This is a genomic window from Paenibacillus konkukensis, from assembly GCF_023523925.1.
Taxonomy (GTDB): Bacteria; Bacillota; Bacilli; order Paenibacillales; family NBRC-103111; genus Paenibacillus_S; species Paenibacillus_S doosanensis.
The window spans coordinates 370,121-386,375 of the sequence record NZ_CP027059.1; the positions used below are offsets into that span (position 1 = coordinate 370,121).

The 16,255-nt window shown below is 54.6% G+C and carries 13 protein-coding genes; 2 read left to right on the forward strand and 11 right to left on the reverse strand.

The genetic code is table 11. From position 1 onward, the window contains the following. Positions 1 to 24: 24 nt before the first annotated feature. Positions 25 to 999 (reverse strand): aldo/keto reductase, encoded by a 975-nt coding sequence (locus SK3146_RS01565; RefSeq protein ID WP_249863405.1) that lies wholly within the window; start codon positions 997 to 999, stop codon positions 25 to 27. A gap of 94 nt (positions 1,000 to 1,093) precedes the next feature. Beyond that, positions 1,094 to 2,179: a Gfo/Idh/MocA family protein gene (locus tag SK3146_RS01570; RefSeq protein ID WP_249863406.1), complete on the reverse strand. Its 1,086-nt coding sequence runs from the start codon at positions 2,177 to 2,179 to the stop codon at positions 1,094 to 1,096. A gap of 241 nt (positions 2,180 to 2,420) precedes the next feature. Here SK3146_RS01570 and SK3146_RS01575 point away from each other — a divergent pair, with 241 nt between their 5' ends. After that, positions 2,421 to 3,350, forward strand: coding sequence for an aldo/keto reductase (locus SK3146_RS01575; protein ID WP_249863407.1), 930 nt, complete (start codon positions 2,421 to 2,423; stop codon positions 3,348 to 3,350). Between the two features lie 82 nt (positions 3,351 to 3,432). Here SK3146_RS01575 and SK3146_RS01580 read toward each other — a convergent pair whose 3' ends face one another. Beyond that, entirely contained in the window at positions 3,433 to 5,490 is a 2,058-nt protein-coding gene (locus SK3146_RS01580) for a methyl-accepting chemotaxis protein (protein ID WP_249863408.1), read from the reverse strand. 184 nt (positions 5,491 to 5,674) lie between these two features. Here SK3146_RS01580 and SK3146_RS01585 point away from each other — a divergent pair, with 184 nt between their 5' ends. After that, positions 5,675 to 6,208, forward strand: a complete 534-nt coding sequence (locus SK3146_RS01585) for a cupin domain-containing protein (protein ID WP_434006852.1) — start codon at positions 5,675 to 5,677, stop codon at positions 6,206 to 6,208. Between the two features lie 287 nt (positions 6,209 to 6,495). On the opposite strand, the gene SK3146_RS01590 is transcribed toward SK3146_RS01585, so the two are convergent. From SK3146_RS01590 to SK3146_RS01625, 8 genes are all read right to left on the reverse strand, one after another. Next, positions 6,496 to 7,668 (reverse strand): MFS transporter, encoded by a 1,173-nt coding sequence (locus SK3146_RS01590; protein ID WP_249863410.1) that lies wholly within the window; start codon positions 7,666 to 7,668, stop codon positions 6,496 to 6,498. Positions 7,669 to 7,959: 291 nt separating this feature from the next. Beyond that, positions 7,960 to 8,421: a sulfatase/phosphatase domain-containing protein gene (locus tag SK3146_RS01595; protein ID WP_249863411.1), complete on the reverse strand. Its 462-nt coding sequence runs from the start codon at positions 8,419 to 8,421 to the stop codon at positions 7,960 to 7,962. After that, positions 8,400 to 9,317 (reverse strand): sulfatase-like hydrolase/transferase, encoded by a 918-nt coding sequence (locus SK3146_RS01600; RefSeq protein ID WP_249863412.1) that lies wholly within the window; start codon positions 9,315 to 9,317, stop codon positions 8,400 to 8,402. The genes SK3146_RS01595 and SK3146_RS01600 overlap by 22 nt, the downstream gene beginning before the upstream one ends. A 49-nt stretch (positions 9,318 to 9,366) precedes the next feature. Continuing rightward, on the reverse strand, positions 9,367 to 10,248 hold the full coding sequence (locus SK3146_RS01605) for a carbohydrate ABC transporter permease (RefSeq protein WP_249863413.1): 882 nt from the start codon (positions 10,246 to 10,248) through the stop codon (positions 9,367 to 9,369). A gap of 11 nt (positions 10,249 to 10,259) precedes the next feature. Next, a complete protein-coding gene (locus tag SK3146_RS01610) occupies positions 10,260 to 11,150 on the reverse strand; it encodes a carbohydrate ABC transporter permease (protein WP_249863414.1) in 891 nt (296 codons plus the stop codon). A 64-nt stretch (positions 11,151 to 11,214) separates the two neighbouring features. After that, entirely contained in the window at positions 11,215 to 12,540 is a 1,326-nt protein-coding gene (locus SK3146_RS01615; protein ID WP_249863415.1) for an ABC transporter substrate-binding protein, read from the reverse strand. A gap of 179 nt (positions 12,541 to 12,719) precedes the next feature. After that, on the reverse strand, positions 12,720 to 14,342 hold the full coding sequence (locus tag SK3146_RS01620; RefSeq protein ID WP_249863416.1) for a response regulator: 1,623 nt from the start codon (positions 14,340 to 14,342) through the stop codon (positions 12,720 to 12,722). Continuing rightward, the gene (locus tag SK3146_RS01625) at positions 14,339 to 16,129 is read right to left on the reverse strand and encodes a cache domain-containing sensor histidine kinase (protein WP_249863417.1); all 1,791 of its coding nucleotides are present in this window, start codon (positions 16,127 to 16,129) and stop codon (positions 14,339 to 14,341) included. The genes SK3146_RS01620 and SK3146_RS01625 overlap by 4 nt, the downstream gene beginning before the upstream one ends. Positions 16,130 to 16,255 lie beyond the last annotated feature (126 nt).

Consider the following 16,255-nt stretch of genomic DNA (forward strand, 5'->3'; position numbering starts at 1 on the left):
GAATCCTCTCCTCCCCTTATGATGTTAAGGATGAAACCGGATGTTTCGCAATTCGGCCAATACCGTATCGTCCAGAGCGCCTGCGGCGCATGAGCTTGCCAATTGCTCGGCCGTTTTGCATCCTATAATAGGGAACACCGGAAACTCGCGGGACAACAAATAGCCGAGTGCGACTTGCGTCATGGTGAGGCTGAGGCGCAAGGCCGTCTCCTCGACGAGCTTCAGCTTGCCGATGTTCGCCGCGGAAGCCAGCTTATGCGTCTTGACGGCATCGGCACCAGCCTGCAGCAAATCCGCGCTCCGGTAACGCCCGCTGAAAAATCCGGCCGCCTGCGAATTATACGGCACCGCGGGCAAGTCCGACCGCTCGTGATAGAGCAGCTCCTTCTCGTCCATCGCGACCATCGTAGGATCGTTCCCTGCGGGATACGAAGCGAGGCTCCATTTGATTTGGCTCGCCGCAAAGCCCTGCAAGCCGTGACGCATCGCCGCCTGCTGCGCGGCTTCAATCCGGTCCGACCGCCAATTCGAGCAGCCGAAGCAGCGGATTTTGCCCTGGCGGACCAAATCGTTCATCGTTTCCATAATGTCTTCTACCGAGCGCTCGCGATCGTCGCGGTGCAGCCAGTACAGGTCGATATAGTCCGTCTGCAGATGGCGAAGGCTCTCTTCGACATCGGCAATGATGTCTTCTCTGTTTAAACGAGGCACCTGCATTGTTTTCAGATGCGGGTGCGCCCCTTTCGTTGCGAGCACGACCCGGCTTCGCGCTTTGCGCGATGTCAGCCACTGCCCGATCGTTTTTTCGCTGAGACTCCGTTCGCCGGGCACCCAGTCCCCGTATACTTTGGCCGTATCGAGGAAGCTGCCTCCCTGCTCCAGAAAACGGTCCATCAGCTCGAACGAAGTGTCCCGATCCACGGTATCTCCGAAATGGGATGTGCCCAGACAAAGTACCGAAGGCGACAATTCGGTATTGGGAATACGCTTGATTCTCATCTGCTACCTCCATAGCTTTAACAGTGTGGTGAAACCGCTGCGGCGCCCATTTGATTCTCCAACCGTTTTTGAAACCGTTTGCAAATTCGATGTTTTAATGTTCTACTGTTCTAATGTTCTGTGGAGACGTCGGGAAGCTCCTGCTCCATGCGTCCGATGATGTCCCCGTGCAGCCGGCTCTGAAGCGGCAAATCGATGCGGGCGTGGTCGAGGGAGCTGGCGCAAATGGCGTACAATATTTCGTATCCGTGCTCGCTGATGTCGAAATTGCACGGGTGGAGCTTGCTGCGGTCATCCATCCAGTCGGCCAAATCTTTCGTGTAATCCGCCTGAATGGCGTCCTTGACCTCCGGCGACCAGGCCGCCTCCTGCCCTTCCAGCACTTGTCCCTGCGAATGTCTGGTGAAGGCCCCCATCGTCCGTCCGTTTCCGCCCAGGCGTAGCCGTGAGTCCCATGCACCGTCAGCCGGTTATCGGTCCAAAATCTGTCTTCGGACAAGTAGGGCGGGCTTAAGTAGCCGCATTCGATAATCCCGGTAACCCCGTTGCCGAAATGCAGCTCGCCCAAAGCATACTCCGGAGACGGATGGCTGTCCTCCAGCTTGCCTTTGCCGTGCACGTGGCCGACGACCCAATCGGCTTTGACGCCGCCGTTGATCCACAGCAAATAATCGACGAAATGGGTTCCCGAATTGTACAGCCATCCCCGCGTTTTCCCGTGAATACGGACGATCTCGCCGATATCTCCCGATTGTACAAACTGCTTTAATCTTACAAACGAAGGCAAATATTTATGCTGGTGACAAACGACGACTTGAATGCCGTGCTCGCTGCAAATCCGCGAGATTTCCCTAGCTTCCTGCAAAGAGCCCGCGATCGGCTTCTCCATCGCAATGGCCTTCACTCCATATCGGGCGGCCAGCCGCACATAGGACAGCCTAACGCTCGGCGGGGTGGCGAAGCAAAACACATCCGGCCTTACCTCCGCCAACATCTTCTCGGTGTCGGAATATGTAAGACAGTCCTCGAAGCGGCTTTTTACGATCCTCAGCTTATCCGCGCTCGAGCTGCAAACGGCGCTGACCTGAAAGCGGTCCGCATGGGCTGCAAATCCTGCGAGGTGGGACCATCCCCTGTTGCCTAATCCCGAAATCGCGACCCGGTACAACGTCTTTTTCACCCTGCATCCTTCCTCTCGTCAAGTGTGATTTAATCATGGGCGTAGGGTCCGTTACCCACGATCATACACGAATTTTTCCAAATAGAACATACAAAATCTTTATTTTTGTTTGATTATTTTTATTTATTTCAGATTTCCCCTTTACTTACCTCGAAGTTACTAACGAAACAAAAATTCATCTCTTGTCCAACTTGCGGGCGTCCCCTATAATTCAGAGCATATGGAAAGGAGCTGAAGCAATATGAAATACCGCAGGCTTGGAAAAACCGAATTGAAGGTTTCCGTTGTAGGGGTAGGCACTTGGCAGTTTAGCGGAGCATGGGGCCAAGATTACGAGCAAGACGAGGTGGATGCGATTCTGGACAAAGCGCGGGATCTCGGAATCAATCTGCTGGACACCGCGGAATGCTACGGCCACCATCTCTCGGAAAGCTTTATCGGCAGCTATATCGAGCGAAGAAAGAACAGGGCGGACTGGGTTATCGCCACCAAATTCGGCCATAATCATCAGGACCGGGAGAACCCTTCGAAAAATTACTGGTCGGCCGAAGAGGTCCTTAAGCAGCTGGACGCTTCCTTGCAGGCTTTGCGAACCGATTACGTCGATTTGTATCAATTCCATTCCGGCTCGGACGAGGATTTCAACAACGACGATCTGTGGACGGCATTGGACAAGCAGGTGCAAGCGGGAAAAGTGCGCCATCTCGGCATCTCCATCGGCAGCAACGATAATGTGTATCAAACGGACGCGGCGACCCGGGTCGGCGCCGAGGCGATTCAGGTGATCTATAACCGGCTGGATCAGGTTCCCGAACGGCAGGTGTTTCCGTCGTGCGAGCGTCAGGATCTCGGCGTGCTTGCGCGCGTGCCGCTGGCCAGCGGTTTCTTGAGCGGCAAATATAAGCCGGGAGCCGTCTTCTCCGGCAACGACGTCCGCTCGCGGCGCGATCAGCAGCAATCTCAGGAAAGATTGGAAATGGTCCAGCAAATACTGCGCAGCGAAGTCCCTTCCGGCGTCGAAATGGCGACCTGGGCGCTGGCCTGGTGCTTGAAGCATCCCGCCGTCTCCTGCGTCATCCCCGGCTGCAAAAGCCCGCAGCAAGTCGAAATGAATGCGGCCGCTGCGAGCTTAAGCGAGGTTCGGAACGATCATCCCCAAGCGTGGAAATAATGCTCGGGACGGCAACAACTTGAGAAGGATGGCAAACATGCGCGGCAGAGCTGTCATTTTTCCGGATAAGCTTCAGCTGAAGCTAAATCCGGAATCGTTCCGCCAGCGCTTGCAGCTCTGCCGCCATCCGGGTCAAGTGCGCTGACGACGACGTAATCTCTTCCATGGAAGCCAGCTGCTGCTGCGTAGCGGCCGATACCGTCTGTGTCCCTGCCGCCGCTTGTTGCGATACAAGGGAGATGTCTTCCATCGCCTTCACGATATGCTTCGTCCCTATTGCAACCTGCTCGGCGGCTGCGGATACGCCGCGAACTTGGCCGTTGACCTCGCCGACGGACCGCTCGATCTCCGCAAACAATCCACCCGCTCTGCGCACGACGTTCAATCCCGAGCTCACTTCATTCGTAGTCCGCCGCATCGATGCTTCCGCGCTGCCGACTTCTTCGCGAATCGCGCCGATCAGCGCGGCGACTTGCTCCGCCGACTTCGCGGACTGCTCGGCGAGCTTCCTCACCTCCGAAGCGACGACGGCAAATCCGCGTCCCTGTTCCCCCGCTCTTGCCGCCTCGATGGCGGCGTTTAACGCAAGCAGATTCGTCTGCTGCGATAAATCCGAGATGACTCCGATAATTTGGCCGATTTCCGACGAAGTATGAACCAAGCGGTCGATAACCTCCGCCAACCCGCCGACGGAGCTGTTGATGGAATCCATCTGCTGCACGGCGCTTTGAATCGCTTGGCCGCCTTCCGCCGATTTTACCGCGACCTGCCCGGTCGTCACGGCGGCCGTGTGCGCGCCGTCCGCAATCTCCCCAATGTTCTCCGACGCCTCGCGGACGGTTTGCGAGCCGCCGTCAACCAGGCTTACCTGCGCATTGGCGCCGTCGGCCATTTGTTCGATCGCTCCTGCAATATGCTCCGCCGACGAAGCGGTCTGATCCGCGCTGGCCGACAGCTGTTGCGACGAGGCCGCCAATTGATTGGCCGAGAGCGTCACTTCCGAGACGACCATCCGAAGCGAATCGATCATCCGGTTAAAGGCGGCGCCCAGCTCTCCGAACTCGTCTTGCGATCTCACGTCCGCCCTGCGTCTCAAATCTCCCTGACTTATGATCCGGGATATGTCCGTTAAAGCTCTTAGCGGTCTCGTAATCGAACGGACGATGAAGAACATCAGGCACGAGCCGATCAGGATGAACGCTGCCATGACAACCAGCGTATTGTTCAATATAGGCGCCGCCGTGCGCGTCACCTCGCTCGGCGACCGGTCGCCCGCGATTTTCCAGCCGGTCAATGAATTCGTCATATAGATCAGATGCCGGGTATCGCCGTCCGGAGATACTTGCTCTATGTCGCCCGACTCGCCGTTAAACAATAACCGACCTTGGCCGGCAATATCGGCTGCCGACGTTCCGTCCGCTTCCGCTGTGACCGCAGACGGCATGACGCTGTCCATGTCCGCCCCTTCCAGGCCGGGTCCGGCTCCCCAAGGCGGAGCAACGATGTTCTCTCCTTTGGCGCCGAAAACGACGACAAATCCGGTTTCACCGATTTTCACATCGCTGACGATTTGCTTCAGCTCGGTCAAATTCAGCGCGACGGCGACTGCCGATTGGCCGTTATCGGCGGCTTTGACCAGCGCTACAACCGTATTTCCCGTCTCGGCGGACGTATACGGTTCCGTTATGACGACTTTCCCGTTGCTCTCCAGCGCCTGCTTGTAAAAGTCGTTTGGCCTCGAATCGTCCTTATCTGGCGCGGCCTTGAGACTGCCCGATGCATAGAGATGCGCCCCGCTGCTTTGAAGCATCGCGACGGCTTCCGCCTCAGGATGGTGCTCCGCGTATAACTGAAGCTGCTCTTCAGCCGATGGCGATGATAATTGATGGGATAAATTATTAACATCATTAATTTTAGCTTGTATGTATTGGTCGATCAGTTTACTGACAAGAACAATATCGGTCTCCGCCATGCTCTGAAGCTGATCGTCGACCCGATCTTTGGCGGTGATGTAGGAAAATCCTCCGATTGCCAAACTAGGCAGCAGCAGAATAAGCAGAAACGAGACGATGAATTTGTTTCTGACGGTGCCTAGCCTGAACTTAAACTTGGATTGGAGCGGAATGACTGTAGGGTCCATATAAGGGCCTCCTTGATGGTGGAATTGGAATCTGTTACCTGATTATAGAGAGCCAAAATGAATCCACGCTGAGTCCCGGCTAAATAAACACTGAAAATATACAAAGTACCTTCCCCGAAGAATACGAATAGCATAGTCTATAACCTAGAGAAGGGAATGAACGACTATGCAGTACGGTCTTTATATGTACCGATATCCTTACTATGCTGCACCGCTTGTTTATAACTACACGCTTACGCCCGTATACTTGGCCAGCACGCGAAACCCGTGGTACGCGCCGGTTCACCGGCAATCTTCCAATAAGAATGGCAGCGAATTACAGGATTACGGTAAAAAACCGTATGTCATTAACATCGACGAAGCCGCCAAGCAAAACCAAACCTATCGTACTGCCATATGGACAGGAGATCATTTGCAGGTCACTTTGATGAGTATTCGCGCCGGTGAGGACATCGGACTTGAGGTCCATCCTTCCGTAGATCAATTTTTGCGCATTGAAGAAGGCCAAGGGATCGTTCAAATGGGCGATGCCAAAGATCATTTACCGTTCGTTCAACAAGTACGCGAGAACGATGCGATTATGGTTCCTGCCGGTACATGGCATAATGTAACCAATACGGGCGATAAACCGCTTAAACTTTACACGATTTACGCCCCTCCCCATCATCCGTTCGGTACGGTTCACCGTACGAAGGCGGACGCAGCAGCTGCCGAATAGCCCCTCTCCCCGCTTAATGTGCAGGACTGCAGGACTGCTTGAATTATTCGGTCACCGCCCGGATTGCACCCACTTCTCAAGCCGGCGGACTTACGGATATGTTATCTGGGAGTGTCGTCACGGTACGGATCAGGGGGGAGTGTTTTTCCGGGTGCTGCTCCTCCCTGTTGAGGAAATCGGCAGCGCCGAGGAAGCCGGCGAATGGACGGCGATGGTTCAGTGCGGGGGCTTTATTATGGCAGGCCTGAGCCGGCCTTCATCGGGTGGATTCACGACAAGACGGGAAGCTATCCCGCTGCGTTTCTGGGGTTATCGGTATGCCCGGGATTTGCCGTCAGCGAACGCCGCACAACCAAAGCGAATACGAACAGGGATAAGACGACTGTCATCGCGCTAACCTGGAATAAGACGGAATAGCCGGTGTAACGGGAAATCCAGCCTAGAATCATCGCGCCTAATCCGATACCGAGGTCGGTGGCTGTCGCCAAAGATGCATTGGCAACGCCTTTCCGATCCGGACGAGCCAGACGTAACGTGGCCGATTGGAGAGCCGGATGCGCAGAACCGAAACCGATTCCGTACAAAACCGCCGATGCGAGCAAACCGAACGAGCCGGTCGAGAAGCTTAAACAAATCAAAGCGGCAATCGTTACTATTAGAGCCGGCACGATGACCGCTCTCTCTCCATACCGGTCGGACAGCTTCCCCGAAAGCGGGCGGCTTAGAGCAAGCGTTGCGGCAAAAACTAGAAAAAACAGGCCGGAATTAACCTTGATCGAGTCAGCGAACAGCGGGACAAACGTAGTTATGCCGCCATAGGCGAAAAACATGAAAAAGACCGATATGGAGACGGGCAGCACCGACTTTTCGAACAACTCGATTTTTCTTGTATCCGCCTGCGGACGGAAAGGAATTCGCGCGCCAAGTATAAGAAGCAGCGCCAAGGCGGACAGAACGACAGCGAAGCGAAACAGCGCGTGGTAAGACAAGTGCTGAACCAGCAGAAGCCCGATCATCGGACCGAATGCCATCGCCAGCGTCATCGACGTGCTGAACCACCCCATCCCCTCTCCCCGGCGGGAGGGCGGGATAATATCCGTTACGGCCGTGCTGATGGCGGTGCTGGACACGGCCCAGGTCATCCCGTGAAAGACTCTGAGCCCGATTAGAACGACGATGCCGCCGATCCAGTCGTACATATACATCGCCAGGATGAAGAGCAGCAGCCCCCAGACGATAAACCGTCTTCTGCCGTAGCGGTCGAGCAGCCCGCCGACGATAGGGCGAATGATCACGGAGGTCAGCATAAACGCGCCCATCGACAGCCCGACATGCGTTTCGCTGCCTCCGATTTGCTGGATGAACAGCGGCAGCGTCGGATACAGCATATAAAAAGCGTTAAACAGGAACAGCGTACCTGCGCTGATGAGAATAAAAGACTTCGTCCATAGACGTTCCACGATTGAGCCCTCCTCCAATGAAGTATTTATCAAATGATAAACGCATGTCTATGATTATAAAAAGGAATACAATGCTTGCAATGGTTAAATGGGTGCGCTTTGTTCATTTATGAACAATCTGCGGCGAATTGTTGATTATTCATAAGAAAAAACGCCTGTCGGCGTTCATTCAAAAATAAAAGCCTGTCGATAAGCTTGAGCAGGCTTTTTACTAACTTGCCGACGCATCTGACGCGCAGTTCAGGCAGCCCGGCCGTTCGGACATGGCGGAGGGCACATGCCGCAAGCGGATCAAGCTCCCGCTTCCGCAGCCGAAACGCGGCGCTGCCCGGCCGGAATCGCAGGCGCCCGTTCGATCCGTGGCACGGCTTCGCCCGCCTCCTGCATCCTTCTTTGCAATCTCGCCATCATCCGGTCCGCAGCCTCGCGGTGGGATTCCAGACCGATCAGGTTCGTCAGCTCGTACGGATCGCATTGCAGATCGTATAAATACGTCTCGACATAACGGTCGGAACCGGAATCCTTCTCCGGGTCTTTGCCCGGCGCGGTCACGCCGTACTTCCAGCGCTTCGTTCTTACGGCCCGCCCGACCTCGGTCTCGCTAATTTGCACGAAAACTTCCTCCTGCCACGCATCTGAAGAACCGCGCAGCAAAGGCATCAGCGACCGTCCCTGCATTTGTCCGGGAACGTCGATGCCCGCCGCATCCAGCAAGGTCGGCGGCAAATCGATCAACGATACGAGCTGCGGCAACTGCCGCCCCCGAAAAAGCCCGGTCCCCAAATGGCGGAAGGAACGCGAATGGAAGCGTCGTGCAGGCTCCGTTTGTATTCGCCGTTTCTCGTCTTGAAATGGCAGCCGTGATCCGAGGTGAACAATACGATCGTATTGCGGTCCAGCTGCAGCGATTTCAGCGCGTCGAGGATGCGTCCGAGCGCTTCGTCCAGCCGCTTGACCATGCCGTAATACCCGCCAAGATGCTGATGGGCCGTTCCTCCGAGCGCAGCCAAATCAGGCGGCATCCACCGTCCCGTATAGGCTTCGCGGTAGCCGTCCGGCGCGGGATAATCGTCCAGATGATTTTGGTGATGCGGCTCCAGGAACGATAAGAATAAATAAAACGGGTCGTTCTGGCTGCGGTCGATATAGCGAATCGCCGCATCGGTCATCGCATCCACCCGGTAGCCCGGCAGCTTGACCGGCCGATTGTCGTTGTCGTACAGAACGGTGTTATACGCGTCGGAGCTGAACTCCAGCACGTCCGCCGCCAGCCACTCCTCGTACCCGCCCCGCTTCGGTTCGGATACGGGCTCTTCATGGGCCAAATGCCATTTGCCGATATAGCCTGTGCGGTAACCCGCTTCGCGGAAATAATGCGCCATCGTCTTCGCGCTGTCGGGCAGCGGAATGCCGTTGACGAAGCAGCCGGTCTTGGTTGCATACATGCCGGTCTGCAGGCAGGAGCGGGCCGGGCCGCATACGGGCTGGCACGTAAAGGAATGGGTCAAATGCGTGCCCTGCAAAGCCATTCTGTCGAAGTTGGGCATCAGCCCCAGCGGGTTTCCGTGCAGCCCGGACGTATCCCAGCGCTGCTGATCGGTAAAAAATACGATTACGTTAGGTTGGTTCTTTTCCCGTTGACTCATCATATTCCTCCATATGCAGGACCTACTCCCGCCTTTATCGTGATTTCTTCATTTATTCCTTTACGCCGCCCGCAGTCAGCCCCTCTACCATATACCGCTGAAGAAACATAAAGACGATCAGCAGCGGGATCGTGGCCGTCGCAGCCGCCGCCGTGGCGCCGGACCAGTTCGCCGAATATTCTCCGAGATACGTTAAGGACAAGCCGGGACTGAGCGTTCTTTTATCGATGTCGCTGACCAGGGTCAAGCCGAACAGGAAATCGTCCCATGCTATCAAAAAAGTATAAATCGCAATCGCCATAATCCCCGGCTTGGAGAGCGGAACGATAATCGTAAACAACGTCTTGAACCGCGATGCTCCGTCGATTTCGGCCGCTTCCTCCAGCTCTTTGGAAATGCCGTTAAAAAACGTTCTCATCAGCATGATGCTGAAGGGCAGAGACGTCATCGTCGAGGCGAGAATAAGCACATACAGCGTATTGAGCAAATGCAAAGCCTGATATTGCGAATATAAGCCGATGACCAGAGTGACGGTCGGAAACATTTGCGCGGACAAAAAGATCAGCGTAAGCAAATTGCTGCCTCTGAACCGAAACCGGGATAGAGCATACCCGGCTAAAATCGATACGATGATGCACAGCACCGTAGCCCCGGAAGCGACGATAACCGTATTGCGGTAAAAGGTCAAAAATACCGATGAACGAAGCACTTCCGCGTAGCTGTCCAAAGAGATGTGAAACGGAAACCATTTCGGCGGAAGCTGCAGCAATTCGCTGTTGGTGCTAAGTGACGTAACCAGTATCCAGTAAACGGGAAACAGCAGGAAGATCAAGATCAGGCCGAGCAGAACATAGCTTGCTCCTTCTCTGCTGCGCAGCTCCTTCCTGCCGCCCCCGCAGGCCGCTTGTGCCAATGCCGGCGCGCGTTTATTCATTCCGATTCCTCCTACTTGTCGTCCCGATTCATGATGCGCGTAAAGATAAGGGAGAATGTAAACAGCATGACCAGCCAAATCACGCCGATGGCGGAGCCTTTGCCCATCTCATATTTGGAAAACGCGGTGTCATAGGTAAGGATCGCCAGCGATGAAGTGGCCCCGGCAGGTCCGCCGTTCGTCAGTGTAAAAAATAAAGTGAACATTTGGAAATTGTTTACAATCATAATCAACGTTACGCTGGAGATGACGGGCTTCAGCAGCGGCAGCGTAATGTGCGTGAACAGCCGCCAGCCGCTCGCTCCGTCGATTTTGGCCGCTTCGTACAAGCTGGCGGATATATTTTGCAGCCCCGCCAAAATCATGACGGCGACCAGCGGAGTTTGCCGGAATACGGCGACCACGATAATGGCCGTTAACGCATAGTCTACGCTTTGCAGCCAGTTGACGTTGCTTTCGATCACTCCCGCAGAGACGAGCGCATAGTTCAATACGCCGTAATCGCTTTGATAAATCCATAGGAAAATCAATGCGGTGACAATCGTCGGAATCGCCCAAGGAATCATCACGATACTTCTGAAAAAACCGCGGAAACGGATGTTGCGATTCAGAAGGAGCGCCAGCGTCAAGCCGAGCAGCAAATCCAGCGCTACGGCGCAGGCGACGTAGATCAGCGTAATTTTTAAGGAATGATAGAAATCGGGCGATGACAGAAGCTGCTTATAGTTGTCCAAGTGGTTCCACTGGCTTACCGGGGAAAGCAGCGAATAATCGGTAAAGCTCATGGCGACCGATTTGACTAGCGGGCTGACAATGGTTAACCCTAGCAGCAGAACGGCCGGCAGCAGCAGAATGACTGCAAACCATATATCTCTTTGATGTCTGGTCAAACGTAAGTTCATTGTTTCCTCGCTCCATTCCCCAGCCGTATCGTCTTAGGCGGGAGGAACGGCTGTAAGCCGGTCCTCATTTATACAGCTCCTTGATTTTGGGCATCACGGTCGAAATCGCCTCTTCGGGACTTTTGCCGCCCTCGGTAACAAGCACAATCATATCGGTGGACGTTTTCATCGCGTTATCGAATTTGGGATTGGCCGCCGGCAGAGGCGATGCGGTTTTCATCTGTTCGTTGAACACCTTGGCATAGTCGTCCTCATTCATCTCCGGAAGCGATGCAATCGATTTTCGGGAGGACATGACTCCATTGAGCTTGTGATAAATCGCCATTGCGTCTTTGGATACGAGATATTTGACAAATTCGGCGGCTTCCTGCTTGTGCTTGCTTCCGGCCGCTACCACGAGCTGATGCTCGGTAAATACGGTTTCGCTTTTGCCCGATTTGCCCGCAGGAACGGTCGTCACTCCCCATTCCTTGTCGAACGCTTCGCCCTTGCCGCTCATCGAACGGAAGTTGGTTCTGCCGAAGTCGCCGTCTACCAGCATACCGAGCGCATTGTTGGCGAACATCGGCCGAAGATCCTTCATCATCGCGCCCTTCGGCGAGATTTTATTGCCGATCATATCTTTGATATAAGCCAGCGAGTCCTTCAAGGCCGTGCCTTGGTCGTAGACGATCGCGCCTTTGTCGTCGACGAATTTGCCGCCGTAGGAATATGCGATTCTCATCAGCATGTTGCCCGTATACGATTCGGAGGCGCCGTTCTCCCCGATCCCGTAGATCGGATTTCCTTTTTCGTCCTTGCCCAGAGCGGCTATTTTTTTGGCCATTTCGATCATTTCATCCCATGTTTTCGGCGGTTTTTCCGGGTCGAGGCCGGCCTGCTTGAACACGGTTTTGTTCCAGAACAGCGCGCTCGGATGAGGCGCCCAAGGCATCGCCATGACTTTGCCGTTGAACGTCACGCCCGCCTTGCTACCGTCGACGATGTCGTTGATCATGTCCGCTCCAAGCAAGGCTTCCAGCGGCTCCGCCATTTTCGCCCCGTCGAACGCGGGCGTGAAATTTTGGTTGGACATGGCGACATCCGGAGGATTGCCGCCCGCGGAGCTGACCAGCACCTGATCCTTGAACTGGGCGAACGGGATACCGATCGACTTCACTTTAATGTTGGGATGCTTTTGCTCAAAATCGGCGATCAGCTGATTGTAAGCCTCCTTCGTGCCTTCTTCCACGGATATCCAGTTGGCAAAAGTAATTTCCACCTGCTTATTGCCGTCCGCCGGATTCGCGCTCTGTTCCGGCGAGCTTCCGCCGCCCGATCCGCAAGCTGCCAGCGCAGCCGCCAAGCTTACCGCGGTCGCGCCGGTCATCATCGTTTTCCATGCCTTCATCTGCCCATCCCCGCCTTTTCTATATTCGTCCCGACTTCGATATCGGATAGCTTTATTATAGATGAAGCCGTCAGACTCCCCCCGGTTATATCTTCGGGTCATTTAGTCCTATCTTTGGCTTTTCTTTAAAACCTTCCGATGTGGCGAGAAAAGAATGCCTGCCGTATGCTTTCCCGGTTTTATCTCATAGCATGAGCTTGTTTATATTCCAGCGGGGTCATCCCCGTCGCTTTCTTAAACACTTTCGTTAAATAACTGCCGTCGGGATAACCGACCTGCTCCGCCATCATCCCTATGGTCGAGTCGCCGGAGCGGATCAGCTCCTTGACCTTCTCGATGCGAAGATGCGTCAAGTAATCGTTGAAGCTGACGCCCATTTCCTTTTTAAACAGCTCGCTTAAGTAGGTTTTGTTCAAATGCACCTTGTCCGCCGCCTGCTGCAGGGAGATGCCTTCGGCATAAGACTCTTTGATGAACGCGCACACCTCGCGTATCGTCTTATTGTAAGAGCCTTGCCTTACTTGCGCTTCATCGATAAAATGAGCCGTCCTCAGAAGCAGCCACTGCTTGAGCCGCTCGAACGTCGACAGCTCGGCGATCTCCTGATGGATCAGCTCGGGCTCGTAAACGGCCGCTCCTTCTTTTAAGTCCCGCAATGCCTGATGCAGCGTGAAGGCGATTTGCAGACAAAGCGCCTTGGCTTCGGCTTCCGTAAACGGCTTGCGCTGTTGAATGCCGCCCATCAGCGCCTCCACGGCTTCGGCCGCTTGCTTATACTGTCTTTCGCCGATCCGCTGCGTAAATGTTTTCCAGAAGGCGGGAAGCTCCTTGTCTGCGAATCCGGTATCCGCCGCCTGTTCTTCCTTATGCCAGGCAATGGCCCGCTTCTCGTAAAATGTTTTGCGCTTTAGCGCCTCGCAGGCTTCTTGGAACTGATGCCCCAATTGGCTTAGATCGCCGTACGGCGGGCTGATGCCCACAGAGACGGAAACCTGGAGATATTCCGACAGATTGGAGATGATCCGGTGAGCGTACTGCAGCGAAGCTTCGCGTACGGACCTGCTGCCGGTTTGATTCGAGCCGATCAGGACGACAAGCAGATTCGCTTCATAGACGAAGCAGCAGCCGCTCCCCGCCTCCGTAACGAGCGTTTCGTCAATAATATTCACCATGGCCGATTCGAGCAGCTTATGATCCTTTATCTTCGCATGTAGACCGGCATCCGGCGCATCGTCCGGCCTGATCGTCATGACGATCAGATCGCGACGGGGAAGCCGAAGCTGGAAGGCGCTCATCTTGGCTTCAAATTCATGGATGGCGGACGGCTTGCCGCGGACCAGATCGGTCAAATAGATGGACCGCAGCGTATGATGATGATGGTTCAGCGCGCTTTTCAGGGAATACACCTCGTCATTGCGGTGCTTCTCCAGCGCCAGCTCGGACTGCAGCTTGTTCAGCGCTTCCCGGAGCTCGCCGACGGTCACTTCCGCCTTCAGAATATAGTTGCCGGCTCCGGCTTTGAGCGCCTCCGACGCATACTGAAATTCGCTGTACGAGCTCATGATCATGGAGCGGACGGAAGGAAATTCCTCCTTCAGCCGGCGGATCAGTTCTATGCCGTCCATCACCGGCATCTTGATATCCGTAATGATGACGTCGACCGGCTGGCTTCGGCAGGCGTCCAGCGCTTCCTTCCCGTTGCCGTAGGCGCCCGCCACTTCAATTCCGAGCTCCGTCTTGTGTACCAGCTGTTCGATCCAGCGGCGGATTTGCGGTTCATCGTCGACAATAGCTACCTTCATGTTCGTTTCAACTCCTCGATTCTCGTAAATACGGGCCAGCGGAGAACGACGGACGTTCCCCCCTGATCGGCGCGACGAATGTCAATTTTATATTTGCTTCCGAAATGAAGCTGTATCCGATGCTGCACATTTCTTAAACCCAGCCCGTTTGCCGAGGAGAGAACCTGCTCCGTCAAACCGGACTCTTCACCGTCTCCATACGCCGCGCCGATGCCCACGCCGTTGTCCGTGACGCTAAAGCAGATTTGATCGTGCTCGGTCCAGCCCCTGACTTCGATGACGCCCGTGCCCTCCTGCGGCTCAATGCCGTGGAAGATAGCGTTTTCAACAAGCGGCTGCAGCAGCAGCTTCAACGTCTTTTTATGCAGAATTTCTTCCTCAATATGAAATTCCACCTGCAGCTTCTCATCCTGCCTCGCGGATTGAATGTTGACGTAGTTTTGCAGATTATCGATTTCCTCGGCGATGGTAATATATTCGCTTTCCGCGGACAGCGTTTTTTTCAGCAGCTTGACCAGCGAAACGATGACGGAATCGATCGCCTCCGGCGTCCGGCTTAGCAGCATGGAACGAATCGACGCAAGCGTATTGTATAAAAAATGCGTGTTAATTTGCGATTGCAAATTTTGCAGCTCGACGCGGCGTTTCATTTCCTGCTCTTCAATCACATGATCCCGGAGCTCGCCGATCCGCGCCACCATCTGATTGAATCTTTTGGCCAGCTCGCCGATCTCGTCGCTTCCCTGAACGTCCGAACGGACGCTCAAATCCCCCCGCTCCACCTTTTTCATGCTGGCGTATAATTTTCTTATCGGAACCGATAATTTTCTGGCGATCACGTACGACACGATGATGGATAAAATCAGCACGGACGCAAACAAAATCAGATGCAGCCATTTCGTTTTCTCGACGTTCTGCAGCAGCGTATCGACCGGCGTGTAGCAGACGATCGTCCAGCCTGTGCTCTCCATCCGGTGATACGTAACGAGCATGTCTTTCCCGTCGATACGGCTGTTGAAGTATTCGCCGCCGCCGGCAAAGCGCTCATAATACGGGGCTGCGCTCAAGCTTTGGTCGACCTTGGCCTTATCCGTCGCCGAGACGATTTTCCCCTGCGCGTCGAACAGCAGCATATATTCGCCGGGCTGCAGCGCATCGCTGTACTGCTTGTACAAAAACTGCTCTCCGATATTAATCATCAGCAAGCCGATCGCCGCGTTATTCTCAAAATCCTTAATGAGCCGTATCGCCGACACGTAATGATCTTCGTTCACGGTCGGAATCAGCTTCGGCGAAGGATCGGCGTACCAGGCAACCCCGCCGTTCAGTTCGGTCACCTGCGTATACCACGGCTCCTGCTTCAGCGATTCGATGCCGATTTTGCCGCCGTCGTAAAACGTATGCAGCTCGATGCCGTTGAGGCCAATGATCGAGGTGTAGTAATCCAGCCACGTATACGCATAGCGGTAGGACACGATCATTTTGGTCAAAAACTGTTTTTTGGCCCGTTCCTGATACGCTTGATTGTCCGGCGGACTGAGCAGCAAGGAACGCAAATCCTCGTTGGAAAAATAAATATTCGAAATCGCCGTCAAATCCGAGGCCATAATGTCCAGCTTCTGAGAAATCAGACCGAGCGATTTTAGCTTTCCGGCAACGACCTGCTGCTCAATGCTCTGCTTCGTAATCGCCAGCGATACGTACCCGAACAAGCCGAGCGGAAACAGCACCAGGCAGCAGAAAGCAAGCAGCAGCTTGTGCTGCACGCTGCTTTTCTTGATAAACAACGTATTTCACATGAAACTCCCCCCTTCGATAGATCCACTATATCAATTCCGCTCCGAGCCGACAATATGACGCCTGCTCTTAAGTTGAGCGACCGCGCTTAGAGGTGGTTTTGAGCGCAAGAAAAA

Coding starts and splice junctions, on each gene's coding strand:
- SK3146_RS01565 (WP_249863405.1), bottom strand. CDS start 999: ATGAGAATCAAGCGTATTCCCAATACCGAATTGTCGCCTTCGGTACTT.
- SK3146_RS01575 (WP_249863407.1), top strand. CDS start 2,421: ATGAAATACCGCAGGCTTGGAAAAACCGAATTGAAGGTTTCCGTTGTA.
- SK3146_RS01580 (WP_249863408.1), bottom strand. CDS start 5,490: ATGGACCCTACAGTCATTCCGCTCCAATCCAAGTTTAAGTTCAGGCTA.
- SK3146_RS01585 (WP_434006852.1), top strand. CDS start 5,675: ATGTACCGATATCCTTACTATGCTGCACCGCTTGTTTATAACTACACG.
- SK3146_RS01600 (WP_249863412.1), bottom strand. CDS start 9,317: ATGATGAGTCAACGGGAAAAGAACCAACCTAACGTAATCGTATTTTTT.
- SK3146_RS01605 (WP_249863413.1), bottom strand. CDS start 10,248: ATGAATAAACGCGCGCCGGCATTGGCACAAGCGGCCTGCGGGGGCGGC.
- SK3146_RS01610 (WP_249863414.1), bottom strand. CDS start 11,150: ATGAACTTACGTTTGACCAGACATCAAAGAGATATATGGTTTGCAGTC.
- SK3146_RS01615 (WP_249863415.1), bottom strand. CDS start 12,540: ATGAAGGCATGGAAAACGATGATGACCGGCGCGACCGCGGTAAGCTTG.
- SK3146_RS01620 (WP_249863416.1), bottom strand. CDS start 14,342: ATGAAGGTAGCTATTGTCGACGATGAACCGCAAATCCGCCGCTGGATC.